At 43.3% G+C, this 15,816-nt stretch carries 17 protein-coding genes; 6 read left to right on the top strand and 11 right to left on the bottom strand.

Going from position 1 to position 15,816, the window contains the following annotated elements; genetic code table 11:
• Position 1: 1 nt before the first annotated feature.
• The gene (locus IMZ16_RS08020; protein ID WP_193439612.1) at positions 2-3,082 is read right to left on the bottom strand and encodes a hypothetical protein; all 3,081 of its coding nucleotides are present in this window, start codon (positions 3,080-3,082) and stop codon (positions 2-4) included.
• A 95-nt stretch (positions 3,083-3,177) separates the two neighbouring features.
• On the bottom strand, positions 3,178-3,738 hold the full coding sequence (gene ruvC / locus IMZ16_RS08025; RefSeq protein WP_193439613.1) for a crossover junction endodeoxyribonuclease RuvC: 561 nt from the start codon (positions 3,736-3,738) through the stop codon (positions 3,178-3,180).
• A gap of 53 nt (positions 3,739-3,791) precedes the next feature.
• Here ruvC and IMZ16_RS08030 point away from each other — a divergent pair, with 53 nt between their 5' ends.
• Positions 3,792-4,175 (top strand): DUF3060 domain-containing protein, encoded by a 384-nt coding sequence (locus IMZ16_RS08030; RefSeq protein WP_073178708.1) that lies wholly within the window; start codon positions 3,792-3,794, stop codon positions 4,173-4,175.
• Between the two features lie 85 nt (positions 4,176-4,260).
• Here IMZ16_RS08030 and IMZ16_RS08035 read toward each other — a convergent pair whose 3' ends face one another.
• Positions 4,261-5,346 carry a serine hydrolase domain-containing protein gene (locus IMZ16_RS08035; protein ID WP_227411499.1) on the bottom strand — a complete coding sequence of 362 codons (1,086 nt, stop codon included), beginning with the start codon at positions 5,344-5,346 and terminating at the stop codon, positions 4,261-4,263.
• 118 nt (positions 5,347-5,464) lie between these two features.
• Between IMZ16_RS08035 and IMZ16_RS08040 the strand changes: the two genes are divergently transcribed.
• The 4 genes from IMZ16_RS08040 to rpsB all read left to right on the top strand — a co-directional run bounded on the left by IMZ16_RS08040 (position 5,465) and on the right by rpsB (position 7,741).
• Positions 5,465-5,797, top strand: a complete 333-nt coding sequence (locus IMZ16_RS08040) for a hypothetical protein (RefSeq protein WP_193439615.1) — start codon at positions 5,465-5,467, stop codon at positions 5,795-5,797.
• A gap of 143 nt (positions 5,798-5,940) precedes the next feature.
• Positions 5,941-6,396, top strand: a complete 456-nt coding sequence (gene rplM / locus IMZ16_RS08045; protein ID WP_073178953.1) for a 50S ribosomal protein L13 — start codon at positions 5,941-5,943, stop codon at positions 6,394-6,396.
• 3 nt (positions 6,397-6,399) lie between these two features.
• Complete coding sequence (gene rpsI / locus IMZ16_RS08050; protein WP_193439616.1) at positions 6,400-6,786, top strand: 30S ribosomal protein S9; 387 nt, start codon at positions 6,400-6,402, stop codon at positions 6,784-6,786.
• Positions 6,787-6,979: 193 nt separating this feature from the next.
• Positions 6,980-7,741: a 30S ribosomal protein S2 gene (gene rpsB, locus IMZ16_RS08055; RefSeq protein WP_193439617.1), complete on the top strand. Its 762-nt coding sequence runs from the start codon at positions 6,980-6,982 to the stop codon at positions 7,739-7,741.
• 200 nt (positions 7,742-7,941) lie between these two features.
• On the opposite strand, the gene trmB is transcribed toward rpsB, so the two are convergent.
• From trmB to tsf, 3 genes are all read right to left on the bottom strand, one after another.
• Positions 7,942-8,622, bottom strand: coding sequence for a tRNA (guanosine(46)-N7)-methyltransferase TrmB (trmB, locus tag IMZ16_RS08060; RefSeq protein ID WP_193439618.1), 681 nt, complete (start codon positions 8,620-8,622; stop codon positions 7,942-7,944).
• A gap of 5 nt (positions 8,623-8,627) precedes the next feature.
• Complete coding sequence (locus IMZ16_RS08065; protein WP_193439619.1) at positions 8,628-9,410, bottom strand: hypothetical protein; 783 nt, start codon at positions 9,408-9,410, stop codon at positions 8,628-8,630.
• Between the two features lie 119 nt (positions 9,411-9,529).
• A complete protein-coding gene (tsf, locus tag IMZ16_RS08070; RefSeq protein ID WP_193439620.1) occupies positions 9,530-10,495 on the bottom strand; it encodes a translation elongation factor Ts in 966 nt (321 codons plus the stop codon).
• A 99-nt stretch (positions 10,496-10,594) separates the two neighbouring features.
• Here tsf and IMZ16_RS08075 point away from each other — a divergent pair, with 99 nt between their 5' ends.
• Positions 10,595-11,179, top strand: coding sequence for a DUF6759 domain-containing protein (locus IMZ16_RS08075; protein WP_193439621.1), 585 nt, complete (start codon positions 10,595-10,597; stop codon positions 11,177-11,179).
• A gap of 36 nt (positions 11,180-11,215) precedes the next feature.
• On the opposite strand, the gene IMZ16_RS08080 is transcribed toward IMZ16_RS08075, so the two are convergent.
• The 5 genes from IMZ16_RS08080 to IMZ16_RS08100 all read right to left on the bottom strand — a co-directional run bounded on the left by IMZ16_RS08080 (position 11,216) and on the right by IMZ16_RS08100 (position 15,814).
• Positions 11,216-12,172: an acetyl-CoA carboxylase carboxyltransferase subunit alpha gene (locus tag IMZ16_RS08080; RefSeq protein WP_193439622.1), complete on the bottom strand. Its 957-nt coding sequence runs from the start codon at positions 12,170-12,172 to the stop codon at positions 11,216-11,218.
• A 32-nt stretch (positions 12,173-12,204) separates the two neighbouring features.
• Positions 12,205-13,716 (bottom strand): glutamate--tRNA ligase, encoded by a 1,512-nt coding sequence (gene gltX, locus IMZ16_RS08085; protein WP_193439623.1) that lies wholly within the window; start codon positions 13,714-13,716, stop codon positions 12,205-12,207.
• A 64-nt stretch (positions 13,717-13,780) separates the two neighbouring features.
• Positions 13,781-13,999: a hypothetical protein gene (locus tag IMZ16_RS08090; protein ID WP_193439624.1), complete on the bottom strand. Its 219-nt coding sequence runs from the start codon at positions 13,997-13,999 to the stop codon at positions 13,781-13,783.
• A gap of 1 nt (position 14,000) precedes the next feature.
• A complete protein-coding gene (locus tag IMZ16_RS08095; RefSeq protein WP_193439625.1) occupies positions 14,001-14,990 on the bottom strand; it encodes a CgeB family protein in 990 nt (329 codons plus the stop codon).
• Positions 14,987-15,814, bottom strand: a complete 828-nt coding sequence (locus tag IMZ16_RS08100; protein ID WP_193439626.1) for a glycosyltransferase family 2 protein — start codon at positions 15,812-15,814, stop codon at positions 14,987-14,989. The genes IMZ16_RS08095 and IMZ16_RS08100 overlap by 4 nt, the downstream gene beginning before the upstream one ends.
• Positions 15,815-15,816 lie beyond the last annotated feature (2 nt).

The following is a 15,816-nucleotide window of genomic DNA, read 5'->3' on the forward strand; positions in this document are numbered from 1 at the left end:
TTTATTGCAGTTTGTTGATGGAATACAAAAGTATTTGATTGTACCAGTTTTTATCCATTTCTCTTGCATAGAGGTAGTTTCGGCGGATTTTAAAACCATCTATAGAATTCTCCCAAATTTTTCGGTTTTTATCCTTGATGGAAAGGGCTGCAGCTATGGGAGCTTCTAGTAAAAGTCGGATTATTCTGTGATCATCAGCTTTATGAATTAAAGTATCAACTTCCTCAAGATCCCAATATGTGTTTGGGATTTCATTCAAAACTTGGTTGCCAAGTCTTTGCCTTAGCCCTTGAAGGATTGCCGGAGTTGGCATTAAATGCTGCATATTTGGCTGCTGCGTAGAAATGTCATAACACATATTATTGATTTCTATCTTGGTGCTTTCTTTCAGGAAGGGTACTACTGCGGAGATTTCCATGGAAGCCCATCCTGCCGCTGAAATCCATTCTTTTTGCGGAACCCAGTGGAACAGGAACCCGGTATCTTCTTCCAGTTTCCTCAGCTGATTATGAAATTCCTCAGCGTTTTGGTACGCTCTCAGTTTCTCATTCAAAAAGAAGAACGCTCTTGCGGCTACTTTTGGATTTATGGCCACACTCCGTAAAATATCGAAGGCGGCAAACGGTAATTTATAATAATCGCAGGTTGTAAAATAAATGTTGAACTTATACCAGGCCTCTGAATCTATTTCGCTTTTCGAAAGCTCGTCAGCATAGCTACTAATTCTTTCAAGCCTATCATGCTCATCTGTTGGCACATTGTCCGGGTCGCTTGTCACAAAAATTGGCAGCAGAGTGCTTTGAGCATTTTCATTACTCTCCACAATTAAAAATTTATCAGAAGGCAAGTTATCAGGGAACCGGAAAATACCATCAGATTTTTCAAGGGAGATAGTGTCTATCTGTGATGCGCTGCAATCTAAAGGAATGGCGATAAGATCCGCATCGGAATCCCTTTCAAAACGCAGAAGAGTTTCGTCGTTCTCGCAGCTTTGTTCCACTCTGTTATTGTATCGGCCAATGTTAAAACTGGCTTTTCTTCTTAAGTTATCGCGTTGATTTTCGCAAATTTCAAACAGGATTTTGCAATTATCATCCATCAAATCAGAAATTGAAAACAGCCTGCGAAAATCATTGAGATAATCTATAATCGGAATATTGCCTTTGGCACATTCTCTAATTATTTTAATTTCACCATTGCAGGTATTGCTCATTCTTACAGAAACTTTCCCATTCTTCCTGTTTACCAGCCTGCAGCCGTGAAGGTCAGAGATATTTAGTTCTGAACCTTGCTTTACAATATTGTTCTCATTATCAATCACTTGGATGCCTTCAAAAGGCGGTGCAATTTCTATAAAAAGCGCCCTGTTGTCTTCCCTTGATTTTAACGCGAAGCGTAGGGTTCTCGGGCTTTTTAGCCTGTTCGTCAAACTGATCTTAAATTCGCCATTGTTGATTTCTTCTATATCCCAGAGTTCATTTGGCTTTGGCTCAATAGAAAAATCAGCGCGGGAATGAAAGCTTATAGTGGCAGAAACCGTAGTGGCATCCTGATTTTGAATTTCAAGATTTCCAATGTTAAATACCACAGCTTCCTCCATCATATTGCCGAAATGAATTCTTAAATATAGTAAGCCGTAGGGTAGGAATTCTTTTCGTTTGAGAGTTTTCCAGTTAGTTTTGTCCTTCGAATATTCGATCTTCCTTGCCTCAAAAGTTTTCTCATCATCGTCATCATCCACTTCATTTTCATCCCCACCTTTTTTAAACACATAAATACGGGATATCGTATTCTTTACAACATGAAGGTTGGATTTTATGATTTCCTCCGGTAGAATATCGGTAATAATTTGGAAATCAAAGCTTTGTGCGTTTGTTTTGAATTCCTTGGTTTCTCCCGTTTCGTTGTATATCAGTGTTTCTGAGTCTTCTACTTCAATGGCTTGCAATTCCACCCCATTGATGATTATTTCAGTTTGCTCTTTTTCCGAAGAAAAACATTCTGGAAAAGTGAGCAGGGCTTCTTCCCAAGCTGTTTTGGTAGATTTTTCTAGAATGTATTCATCCTCAGATCTTTTACCCCAGTAGTTGGGCTGCGATGTCGATGGTAAGTGCGTTATTAAATTATCAACTCTATACGAATTTCCTTTGCTGTCCATAAGGAAAACTTCCGGTAAAATGTCTTCATTATTCCATCTTACCATCGTAGAATTACTCCAGGTTAGGCTGTATTCGCCACCGATATTTTTATAAAAACTACAGAGGAGGTAATCTCCCGCAAAAAGATTATAATGATTTGCAAGGTCATCCTTGTTTGGAAGCTCCCGAGAGAGATTTTTAAAGGATTCAGCATCCATAGATCCTGGTTCATTCGTAGCCAGCAAAACGATATAAGTGTCCTCTTGCTTTTTGAGAATCCAGTCCGCCTTCAGTGATGTTTTTCTGGTGCGTTTCTCATTTTGGTTTTGAATATTGTTTCGTAAAAGTATCCTTAGATCTTCTTCCAGATTATCGTAGCGTTCATCTGAATTTATACTTTTAATCAAATCCAGACTGCTGCGGTATACATACTCGTTACGCATACTTTTGGGCAAAAGCTTTACAAGGAAATAATCGGATTCAATGTCAGCCTCCGAGTCGGGATTCTTTTTCTGCAATTTTAAAAGAAAACGGGTATACGAATCGTAATTATTACCACTTTTGATGTGATTTAGTGGTAGGCCTCCCTGAGAAAGCAGCGTGCGGAAGTAAAGTTTGTTCTGCCTTCTGATCCAAGCAATACCGATTTTTTCAGCACCTTTCCGCGCATGTTTATAGAAATCTTCTGCGCCATAATCGGTGTTCAGTTCGAGCGATTCGTAGATTTTTTCTTTCGATGGAGTGCCGCCGCTGTATAAATAGCGCCACCAAAAAGCATAATATAAACTGGCATCTCTCGCATCAAGCCTTGCTAGGTAAGGCGTTCCTTTAATGTGAGTAGAAAGAGTTGTGAATTCCTCTTCCGAAATGATAATCTGCTGGATAGACTTAACACTGTTAGGACTAATTCCTCGCTTGTCGAGTAAATCATTAAAGAAAGACATGGTCTTATAATTTATTGTGAATTTACGAATATTTTATTTTTTTTCAAAAATAATTTGTAAAGACTTGTAAACTGAATTTTGCAACATTGCAAAACCTACCTCTCCCTCCCAGGATTATCCTTTAAAAAGCTTTCCCAGCCGGTATATTTTTTATCGGAAACGGTATTTCCGGAATTGAAATGATGGCAAACCGCCACAGCCAATCCGTCCGAAGCATCCAGGTATTTCGTCGGGAATTCCTTCAGGTTCAGCAGGTTTTGCAGCATTCCGGCTACTTGTTCCTTGCTGGCGTTGCCGTTCCCAGTTATCGCCATTTTCACTTTTTTCGGCGAATATTCTGTAATCGGGATGTCCCTATGTAGCGATGCTGCCATTGCCACGCCCTGTGCCCTGCCCAGCTTTAGCATACTCTGCACATTTTTCCCGAAAAACGGCGCTTCTAAGGCCACTTCATCCGGATGGAATTCATCTATCAGGCTCAGCGTTTTCTCGAAAATATATTTCAGCTTGGTTTCGTGGTTCGGATATTTTTTCAGCAAAAGTTCGTGGATGGACACCAGCTGCATCTGCCCCTTCTGCACGGAAATAATGCCAAAGCCCATCACGGTAGTTCCCGGGTCGATGCCGAGAATAATTTTTTCTGGTTCGGTATGCATTTTGCAAAAATAATATCGCTAAATTTACAACCGAAAAACTAAAAATTCAAATTATGAAAAAAGTGCTTTTAAGCCTGTCTTTCATGGCGGCTATTGCGGTGGCGAACGCTCATCCTGTTATTGCGGCTGATAAAGTAACTCCTGCAAAAATCCAGCAGAAACATGTGGTAATCGATGGAATGGGCGTGAAGAAATCTATCACTATGAACGGCGGAACGCTGGAAGTGAACGGTGCAAATTGCGACATTACCGTGAAGGGTTTTGCCAATGAAATCATCGTGAACGGCTCGAATGTAAATGTACGGATTGACAAGGTAAACCGTGTGGAAATGAACGGCGTGAATGCGAAAGTATACTACAAAACCACCGACAATAAATCCGGAAAAGTGGCAAGCGAAGTGAACGGCCTGAATGCGAAGGTTATTAAAGTGAAGTAAGCTTCTTTTAAAAATATCTCAAGATCCTTGCTTTCTGGCAGGGATTTTTTTTCAACCTAGCAAACTTTGCACCTTATCGCGAAATTTATTGCGCCACCTTCTTTATCATCTCGCTACGCACTTTTTCGGCGGCAAGTTCCACGGCATCTGCAGCGGTTTTCATCTCTTTGTGCGGCTGGAAAAATCCGTTCTTGCTTTTCCGTTCGTCCGCAATGTTGGAAAGTATGATTACCGAAGTTTTTGTCTTTGGGTAAAAAATATTCAGCGACGGCGAACCCTTCACATAGCCTGTGTGGAAAAAGGCTTCCGGCGCAGTAAGGTTCAGCATAATGCCGTAGCCGTAGCCTACATTTCCTAAAATTTCGTGTTCGCGCGAAGTGTATTTCGTGGTGAGAAGTTTCAGGCTTTCGGGCTTCAAGATTTTTCCGCCGAAAAGTGCCAAGTTCCATCGGTTCAAATCATTCACCGTTGAAAGAATTCCGCCGGCAGAAGTTGAGATAGAATTTTCCGCAAGCCGTGCAGGCATATTTTCCACGATGCTGTATTGCGTGGCATTTCCCGTGTAGGCGCTGCCAAAATTTTGATTGTCAAAGGTTTTCGGCGTGAAGGTGCTGTGCATTCCTGCCTTCGCGAAAAGCTCCGCCGCATTTTCATCAAAACTTTTCCCGGAAACCTCTTCGATTAATTCGCCCAAAAACCGGTAGCCTTTATTGCTGTAGCTGAATTTTTCGCCGGGCTTCGAAAGCAGCCCGTTTCCAAAATCGCTAATTCCTGAAGTGTGCGTAAGCAACTGATGAACCGTAATATCCTGATAGGTAACATTTTGAAAATCAGTTAGATAGGTGGAAACTTTATCGTTCACGCTAAGTTTCCCCTCTTCTTGCTGAAGTAAAATTAAAACCGCCGTAAACTGCTTGGAAAGCGAAGCAATCGCAAAAACCGTACTGCTGTCTATTGCCGTTTTCTGCTTAAAATCTTCAAAACCCTGCTGTTTTTCGTATAGCAAATTCCCATCCTGAAATACCGAAATGCTGCCGTTGAAATCGTATTTCGAAAAAACGGAATCCATCTTCGCTGCGTACATCGCCTGCTGAAAATTTACCAAAGTGCTGTCAATCAAAGCGTTGCGCAATTGCTGGGCGTCAGGTTTTTTTCGGCAGGATGTGATCATAAGCAAAAGCAGTGTTGCTATTATGCTGAAAGTTTTATGTCGCATTATCTAGTTACTTTATTTTTAAAGTTTATTGAATCCTGCCGCGGCAGATGCTTAACTTTGCAAAAATAAGAAGATGCCAAAATTTTTCCCGTGGCTTGTGGCCGCCGGCACCGTTCTGGTAGGTTTTGTAGAATATTTCTGTGGGGATAGTTCCGGTGTTTCAGAAGTTATCTTCTCTGCCATTGTTTTCGGCACAGCGTGGCTGGCGGCGTACCTGGCAGACCGCCCGGGCTGGCCATTCTGGAAGAAACAGCTGCTGACACTATTACCGCTGCTGCTGATCGCCGGAGCAGGGCAGGTATTTTTCTCCGAAGAAATCTGGGTGTTGCAGGTAATAAAATACGCTGCCATCGTGATGCTTTATTTTCTGCTCGCCAGCCTCAGCAGCCGTAAGACGCTGAGGTGAATGATCATTGTGTAAACAGCTAAAGGTATTTCTCGAAAACTTTATTCCTTAAATTTCAAACTTTTAGCGGTTAATCCAAAAAAAAGCTGTACCTTTGCGCACTCTATTTGGGAGAGGAATGTTTAATCTATAATCTTGTAAGTGTGAATACATTAAGTTACAAAACGATTTCAGCGAACAAGGCTACCGCTAATAAAGAATGGGTTGTGGTAGACGCTGAAGGACAGCCGCTGGGGCGCCTCGCCTCCACGGTTGCCAGGATTTTGAGAGGTAAGCACAAGGCAAACTTTACACCGCATGTAGACTGCGGCGATAATGTAATTGTGCTGAATGCCGGCAAAGTGACGCTTTCCGGTAACAAGTGGGAAGATAAAACCTACATCTGGCACACGGGTCACCCGGGAGGGCAGAGGTTCCGTACCGCGCAGGAGCAGCTGAAAAAAGATCCGCTGAAAATCCTCGAAAGATCTGTAAAAGGTATGCTTCCGAAGAACAGGCTGGGTGCTGCCATCCTGAAAAATCTGTATCTGTACGAAGGCGCGGAGCACAAGCACGAAGCTCAACAGCCGAAAACCATTAACATCAACGAATTTAAATAATATATGGCAACAGTTCACAAAATCGGTAGAAGGAAGACTTCTGTGGCAAGGGTGTATGTAAAGCCCGGCAGCGGAAACATCACCGTGAACAGGAAGGATGCGAAGGAATACTTCAATACGGATGTCCTCGTTTACAAGCTGAATCAGCCGTTCCTCCTTACGGAAACTACAGGGCAGTATGATGTTACTGTAAATGTGTTCGGCGGCGGTATCACAGGGCAGGCAGAGGCGATCCGCCTGGGTATCTCCCGCGCTTTGACGGAGATTAATGCTGAGTACCGCCTGATCCTTAAGCCTGAAGGCCTCCTTACCAGAGATTCCAGAATGGTGGAAAGAAAGAAACCGGGACAGAAAAAAGCGAGAAAGAAATTCCAGTTCTCGAAGCGTTAAGATTTGCAGAAAGCAATATGCTTTATGCAGTATGCATTTAAAAGAATTCTTTAACCGCTTGAAGCCTAAAGCCTTCTGCATTTGGCCTAAAGCAAAACAATCTGCCGTTTAGTTTAGCATCCAAACCTTACTCCCACTCATCGTAAGGTTGATTGCCGAAGTAGCGGAAAGTAAACTAAAAAAACAACAAAAAATGGCAAGAGCAAATGTAAAAGACCTCCTCGAGGCAGGGGTGCACTTCGGACACATGACCCGCAAGTGGAACCCGAATATGGCTCCATACATCTTTATGGAGAAAAACGGTATTCACATTATAGACTTACATAAAACTGCTGTGAAACTCGATGAGGCTTGCGAGGCACTCGAGAAGATCGTAGGTTCCGGCAGGAAAGTTCTCTTCGTAGCGACAAAAAAACAGGCGAAGGAAATCGTAGCAAAGCATGCCCAGGAGCTTAATATGCCCTATATCACCGAGCGCTGGCCAGGCGGTATGCTTACCAACTTCGTGACCATCCGCAAGGCTGTGAAGAAGATGAACGCTATCGACAAGATGAAGAAAGACGGTACTTTCGAAACTTTGTCCAAAAAGGAGAGGCTACAGGTAGACCGCCAGCGTGCAAACCTTGAGAAAAACCTAGGCTCCATCGCAGATATGGTGCGCCTGCCGGCTGCCCTTTTTGTGGTAGATATTATGGCAGAGCATATCGCGGTAACAGAAGCTAAGAAACTTGGCATCCCAGTGTTTGCAATTGTGGATACCAATTCCGATCCGCGCAAGGTGGACTTCGTGATCCCTGGAAATGATGATGCATCCAAATCTGTGGATATGATTCTGTCCGTAGTTTCGGACGCGGTAAAAGAAGGACAGACGCAGAGAAAGGCTGAAAAAGAAAAATCTAAAGAAGAAGGGCAGGCTGTAACTGCCGATGCGGATGAAGATTTCGATGCGGAATAATTTTCGTCCCAATATCAAAATAAAAACCGGAACTCATCATTCCGGTTTTTTTATTTTTTAGGTGGTTTACGATAACCGCTTCCTTTGTATTTTTCATCGCCTTGGAATAGTTTCGCTTGCAAATCCTTGCGCTGTTTTTGGACAAAAATGCAAAAATCTGCCCAAACTGAGCAGATTCCATTATTAAGATTAAAGTAAATTTACTTCAGCCGAAATTTCAGATAGGTAATTGTTTTGCCTTTTTCTTCGAAAAGCGTTTCGTAGTAGGTTTTCACTTCGCGTAGCAGCGGTGTTCCCGGTTCGTATTCCGGTGCGCCGTAAATATCGTGGTGCGCCGAAAGAATCTCGTGCCCTAATCCCTGCAGAAGCCCTATGGTATAGCCGTGCAGAAATTCCGAATCCGTTTTCAGGTGGATGATACCGTTCGTTTTCAGGATGTTTTTATACCTCGCCAAAAATTCAGGATTGGTAAGGCGGTGCTTCGTGCGGCGGAATTTTATCTGCGGATCGGGAAAAGTAATCCAGATTTCATCCACTTCATTCTCTGCGAAAAAATATTCGATGAGCTCAATCTGAGTGCGCAGAAACGCCACATTTCCCAGCTCTGCCGCCAAAGCCTGTTTTGCGCCGAACCAAAACCTCGCACCTTTAATATCGATGCCGATGAAGTTTTTCTCCGGGAAAGCCTTGGCAAGGCCCACGGAATATTCGCCTTTTCCGCAGCCCAGCTCCAGAACCAGCGGGTTTTCATTCCTGAAAAATTCCTGCCGCCATCTGCCTTTCAGGTGAAATCCCTGCAAAGCCTCGTCTCTTGTAGGCTGCAGCACATTTGGCAGTGTGCGGTTCTCGGCAAAGCGGGCAAGTTTATTCTTTTTTCCCATTAGTTTTAAAATTGATTCCGCCACTTGGAGTCAGCGAGCCTCCGCTGATAAATAGGCAGGTACTTTTCAATGTGAGGTTTTATTCCTTCAAAATTTTTTCTTTCTAGATAAGGCTGCAAATTATCCGACTGATATACGAACTGAAGAAAGTTATCAGTTAAATTTTCCGGAATTTTCAGTTTGGTGAAGTATTCCACACCGAAATACTTTTTAATATTCTCAATATTTGCAGTCATTTCCTGATGATTTTTCAGCCGTTGCTTCCGCCCTCTGTCGCCGCTTAGCCAATCGTAAATGGCTTCAATGCTGAACGAAATTCCACCGTCCTTCAACGACGCCAGGCTTTCCGGCGTGCTGCCGTTTTTCGGCGAAGGTAAGCCGATGATTTCCGCAACCTGCAAATTTTTCTGCTTGATTTGCAGCGCCAGAACATCCGTTTTCAAAACGCCGGTAGGTTTAAAGGTAATTACAACTTCCTCAATCTCACGGAATTGCGACTGAAGCTCGATTAAATTATTTGCCGACTGAAGCAGCGCATTAGTGAGTTTCACATCTTTCCGTTCAGAAATCATCGAGGTGAAGCGGATGACATCGCCTTCTTCCGCGGCAATCCGAAAAACACCGCGGTTATCCGAAAGCACGGTTTTCATCGTGCGAAGATTCGTCACGAAAATATGGTTCAGGTAAACCACGGAATTTTCCCGCATCATTACCTGCCCTTCAAAATTTTGGGCGAAGAAATTCTGCGCAAAAAATATCAGGAAAAAACCAACAAAAATCTTCCGCATAAGTAGGCAAAAATACTGCAAACGCTGAGCATTTGATGAAAACCGCCTGTTAAAGTTTTGCTAAAAAATAAAAAACTCTGCCCCAAAAAAGGCAGAGCATTGCTGTGAAAAATTTTAAATTAAAGGCTCACCCTGATGAAGCCAAGCACTTCTACGCCGTCTCCAAAAGACGCCACATAGTCAGAAACTTTTTTGCTTTCGTCTTTGATGAAATTTTGGTCAAGCAGCGCTCTTTCCTGGTCAAGGCTCGTATTATCGCTGATGAATCTCTGCATTTTCCCTGGCAGAATTCTATCCCAGATTTGCTCCGGCTTACCTTCTGCACGAAGCTCCGCCTTAGCATCCTCCTCAGCCTGCTTCAAGATTTCCTCCGTAAGCTGTGAGTAGGAAATGTAGCGTGGAACATTCTTCGTAGGCTTGCCAAGGCGTACCAGTTCCTCGTTATCTTTTTCGATGGCTGCAATTCTTGCCTCGGTTTCGCTCGCTACAAATTCCGGCGTGAAATTTTTGTAAGACAATGTATCCGGCGCCATAGAAGCTACCTGCATTGCAAGGTCTTTGGAAAGCTCAGCCGCTTTGTCGAAATCTTTGGAAAGGGAAACAATGGCGCCGATTTTCTTGCCGTGGATGTAGTGCCCAAGGTATGGCCCTTCGATTTTTTCGAACGCGCCCACCTCGATTTTCTCGCCGATTACACCTGTCTGCTCGATAAGTTTTTCGGAAACAGTGATGCCGCCGAAATCTGAAGCTAGGAATTCATCCTTGCTTGTAAATTCCAGAGCCTTTTCAGCAAGCTCGTTGGCAAGTTTCGTGAAATCTTCATTTTTCGCTACGAAATCCGTTTCGCAGTTTAGGGAGATTATTACGCCGCGCGTTTTATCGTCGCTCACTTTTGCAATAACCGCACCCTCTGTAGATTCTCTGTCGGCGCGGTTTGCCGCCACTTTCTGGCCTTTTTTTCTAAGGATTTCGATGGCTTTTTCGAAATCGCCTTCCGCCTCCGTTAGGGCTTTTTTGCAGTCCATCATTCCTGCACCCGTTGTGTTTCTTAGTTTCGCGACATCTGCCGCTGCCGGTGTGTACATATATTTGTCTTTACTTTATTAAAAATCCTCCCTGAGATTTGGGCTACGCAAAGATACTAAAATCAGCAAAATATTTTCATATTTTTGCGTTTAAAAATTATGATTACAGTAAAACGCAGGAAATTTTCCGGAATGAAGAAAGCTGTCACGCTCTTCTTTATACTCAGCAGCGCGTCATTTTTTGCCCAAACTAAATATACCGCAGAGCAGGTTGAAAAATCCAGCGATCCCCAGGTGATTGCGAATTTTATAAAAAACAATCCCGATCATCCGAAGACACCTTTTTTCCGCCAAAAACTTGCGAGCATCGTTTTAAACGGGAACGATGCGGCGAAGCCGAAAATAGAGCCGACGAGCAAAGAGAAATTGGCGAGCAATGTGAAGAAGGACATACGCAGCGGCAATACCGATGCCCACACGAAAAAGACGGTGGATATGCTGAACCACCTTTTCAGTAATGACCCAAACAAGCGCGAAGCCTATGTGGTGATTGAGAATAAATCGAAGTGCAACCTGATAATCAAATTTGCCGGGAAGAAGTACTACAACCTGGATGTGAAGGCGCACGACCAGAATTACATCCTTATCGACAAAGGCACTTACACGCTCACCACCAATGTTTGTGATGCAAAATATTCTTCCACCAAAAACATCAGGCAGGATATCGTGATAACGCTGAAGTAGGTTTAAGATTTAAGACTTGATTCTTGGCTCTTTCCCTCAGCCCTTAAACTCACCAATTTCAATAAACTTTTCCTGCCGCTGTTCCACCAATTCCTGCGGTGTGAATTTGGAAAAAGTTTTAATATTGCTCAGAATAGAGGCCTTCACCGTTTGGAAAGTTTGCTGCGGATCATAGTGCGCTCCGCCAAGCGGTTCCTTCACAATACCGTCGATAATCTTATTTTTCAGCATATCCTTTGGTGTCAGCTTCAGCGCATTGGCCGCCTCTTCCTTATGGTTCCAGTTTCTCCACAAAATCGATGAGCAGCTTTCTGGAGAAATTACTGAATACCAGGTGTATTGCAACATATAAACCTTGTTGCCCATACCTACGCCAAGCGCACCGCCGCTGGCACCTTCACCGATTATATAGGTGATGATGGGCGTTCTCAGCTTTGCCATTTCGAAAAGGTTTTGTGCGATGGCTTCTCCCTGTCCACGCTCTTCCGCTTCTAGGCCTGGATAGGCACCCGGCGTATCTACGAAGGTAATTACTGGGATTTTGAATTTCTCGGCAAGCTTCATCAGGCGTAGGGCCTTCCTGTAGCCATCTGGATTTGGCATCCCGAATCTTCTGTGCTGGCGTTCCTTCGTCGTTCTGCCTTTTTGCGTCCCGATGAACATCACGGAATTTCCGTCAACCTTCGCCAAACCGCCTACCATAGCAGGATCATCGGCAAAGCTTCTGTCGCCGTGCAGCTCGATGAAAGTGCCTGCATCAGCAATACCGTTGACGTAATCCAAAGTGTAGGGCCTGTTTGGATGCCTTGAAAGTTGCACCGTTTGCCACGGTGTAAGGTTGCCGTAGATTTGCCGCTTGGTATCCTCGATTTTATCCTCAATATTTTGGCACGCCGCCTTCATATCCACGCCGCTTTCGCTGCTCAGCACGGTGCAGCGCTCGTACTGCTCCAGCAGTTCCTTCACCGGCATTTCAAACTCCAAAAACTCCATTCAAAATTTTTCTTCAATCAAAAGTAAACAATTTATCCGAGACTTGGCACGGCGGCCTCAATCCTCGCCAGGCTTTCCTCTTTTCCTAAAATCGCCATAATGTCCGGAACATCAGGGCCTTTCAGTTCGCCCACCAATGCAAGTCTCAGCGGCATCATCACTTTGCCCATTCCTACGGCTTTTTCTTCCGCTACTTCGTGGATTTTCTGTTTTAAATTTTTTGGCGAAAATTCCGCATCTGAAAGTTTTTGGGAAAATGTTTTCAGAATTTCCGCAGAGCCTTCGTTCCACGCTTTTTTTGCGGCTTTTTCGTCAAAACTTTCGGGTTTTTGGAAGAAGAATTTTCCTTCATTATAAATGTCCTGTGGAAAATTCGCTCGCTCTTTCATCAGCGCAATTACCTTTAAAATCTGCCCGTCAGAAAGTGCAGAATTTTCCACGCCGTCCAGTTTTTTCAGCATTTGCAAAATTTCCTCGTCCGAAGTTTTCTGCAGGTACTGATGATTGAACCACTCGGCTTTTTCCCTACTGAATCTTGCGCCCGCCTTATGAACTTTTTCCAGGTCAAATTCGGAAATCATCTCATCCATCGAAAGAACTTCCCTGTCGCCAGAAGGTGTCCAGCCAAGCAGCGCCAGGAAATTGATGAAGGCTTCCGGCAGATAGCCTGCTTCACGATAGCCTTTGTAAGTTTCGCCGCTATCTTTGTCAAAAAAATTCAGCGGGAAAACCGGGAATCCGAATTTTGCGCCATCCCTTTTTGAAAGTTTTCCTTTGCCTTCTGGCTTCAGAATCAGCGAGAGGTGCGCAAATTTTGGCGGTTCCCAGCCGAAAGCTTCGTAGAGCAGTGTATGCAGACCGAGCGACGGCAGCCATTCTTCACCACGAATTACATGTGAAATCTGCATTTCGTGGTCGTCTATCACATTGGCAAAATGATAGGTCGGCATTCCGTCGTTTTTCACTAAAACCTTGTCATCCAGCGAGTTAGTGTTTACTGAGAAATTTCCACGGATGATGTCGTCCAGATTCAGGATTCTGTCAAACGGCATTTTAAACCGCACCACATAAGGCGTTTTTTCCGCCAGCAATTGCTCCACTTCCTCCTTCGGTAGCGCAAGGCTGTTGCGCAAGTTGTTGCGTGTCTGATAGTTATACGAAAAAACTTCACCTCCGTTTTCTGCTGCTTTCCGCGCTTTTTCCAGTTCTTCAGGCGTATCGAAAGCTAGGTAGGCATAGTCCGTCTGCAGGATTTGCCCGGTATATTTGTCGTAAATTTCTCGCCTTTCCGATTGGCGGTACGGCGCAAAAGGACCTCCTTTGCTCGGGCTTTCATCGGCTATTATTCCGCACCATTGCAGCGCTTCCTCAATGTATTCCTCAGCGCCTTCCACAAATCTCGCAGAATCGGTATCCTCAATTCTCAGCACAAAATCGCCGCCCCGATTTTTGGCGAAAAGATAATCGTACAGTGCCGTTCTCACGCCGCCCAAATGCAGCGCACCGGTAGGACTTGGCGCAAAACGCACCCGAACATTGCTCATCAGAAAAAATTTGTGGCAAAAATACGAGAAAAGCTCAAAAGGTTTAGGCTGAGGCTAAGTTTCGCTAAATTTTTCCCTCGTGTTGAAGGCCCATTTTTGTCATCAGATTGAAGCCTTCGGTGGTTATCGCCACGGAAATTGAGCCATCGTCCGCAGAGGTCATCATCCGGATTAATCCTGCTTCTTCCAGCTTTTTCAGTTCGGAAACCAGCTCAGGATTTTCCGCCTCGCTTGTTCGGAAGTTCTTGTCTTTCAATAGTTTAAGTAATTCTTCAGGTTGCATTTTATAAATTTTTAATTGTGTTCCACCAGTTTTCGAAGGAATATTTTTCAACGATTTCCAGCTCTACCGTTTCATATTCGCTCGAAAGAAATTCTTGTATTTTCTCTCTTGTCAGTTCTTCTATATTGTTGAAAATCAAAATATTATTTCGTTGGTAAAAATCTGCCAACTCTGCCGCAGGATTATTGGTGATAATTTTTTGCCTAAAATACAGCGCTTCATAAAACCGGAAAGATAAGCCGCTGTGTCCATCAAATTTAAAATCCAGCAAGCATTTTGCACGGCAGGAGATTTTCACCATTTCCTTGTAGCTAAGCATTTGATTATCAATGATTAACCCATTTTTATTCGCTTCAATTTTTTTCTTCTGATTGTTGATGAAAAGTTTAAAGTAGGTTTTGAAATTCAGCTCATTGGCTATGTTCGCAAAGTGCTTCAGCAGCAGTTTCCGCTCATCATCCAAAGTTCCGAAATACACCAAATCTAAATCTTTCTCACAACTTTTTGTTGTATCAAAATAAAAATTGTGGGTGAGCTTTAGATTTCTGAATTTTGATTTATATTTATCGTAATCATCCTTGTCAAAAATTGCGAAAACATCAAAACGGTTTACCAGGCCATCCGGCAAGTTAAAGCGTGAAAATCCATCCCACTGATAAGCAATAGTTTTTCTGCAAATATGTTGAAGCTGCGCCGCAATTTTTTCTGTAAATTGATCTGGACGAATTACCAAGCAGTAATCAAAATAGTTTTCGGGATAATCCAATTCCGCTAAGATATGTTCTTCTAACGCATTGGTTTTCAGTTGGTTTTTAAAATTTTTATTTTTAAAAAAAATCTTCCTGAAAAAGTTTTCGCAGCGCTGTTGAAAGTTGGCATACCGAAACGCCGGCACATCAAGGTAGGTCACTTCGTAGCCCATTTTTTCCAAACTTTCCCGAATCATTTCGTGGAAACCGAAATGGGAAGTCATCATCAGAAGTAGCCTCATTTCACGATTCCGTTTTCCGCCCAGAAACCTTTACGCTTCAGCGCTTCTTCCAAAATTTGATGGTTTTTTTCCAGATTTTCCTTGCTGTTTTCCTTGTGGTAAAGGTGGTACTGCACCGCTGCAAATTTTACTTTCCTGCGGTAACAGCCCTTTTTTATCAGCCGAATTACCAGGTCAGAATCTTCTCTGCCCCAGCCAACAAAACTTTCGTCATAACCATTGATTTCCAGCAAATCCTGCCGCCAAAAACTCATATTGCAGCCACGAATTCTAGTCGTCATTTTTTCCAGCGGATTGTTTTCTGGCTTTGCGAATTTATTAAAAATCGGGAAATATATTGCGTTTTGTGCATTTTTAATTCCCTTGGAAAATGGAGAAATTTTCGTTTGTTTTTCTGTTAAAATTTCTTTCGAGAATTCCGGCGACAGCAAAACTCTTGAGCCTGTGATAAAACAGTTTTTCTTGGCTAAATTTTTATGGTCTTTCACAAAATTCCGGTGCAGAATAACATCGCCATCAATTTGAATAATGTAATCGTGCTGCGATTTTGCAATGGCCTTGTTGCGAATTTCCGCCAAACGAAATCCTTTGTCCTCGTGCCAAATGTGATGAATTGGCACCCGATTTTCCGACTGAAATTTTCTGATTAAGTCTGCTGTCTGTTGCGAAGAACCATCATCTGCAATAAGGATTTCATCGGGCGGAATGCTTTGCGAAACCGCACTTTTCAAAACGGTTTCCAAGGCTTCCGGCCAATTGTAAGTGGCGATAATCAGCGAAGTTGTCAATCGGAATATTTTACCAAAATTATAAATTTGCGGCATAT

This window comes from Cruoricaptor ignavus (genome assembly GCF_014961145.1).
In the GTDB taxonomy this organism is placed as follows: Bacteria; Bacteroidota; Bacteroidia; order Flavobacteriales; family Weeksellaceae; genus Cruoricaptor; species Cruoricaptor ignavus.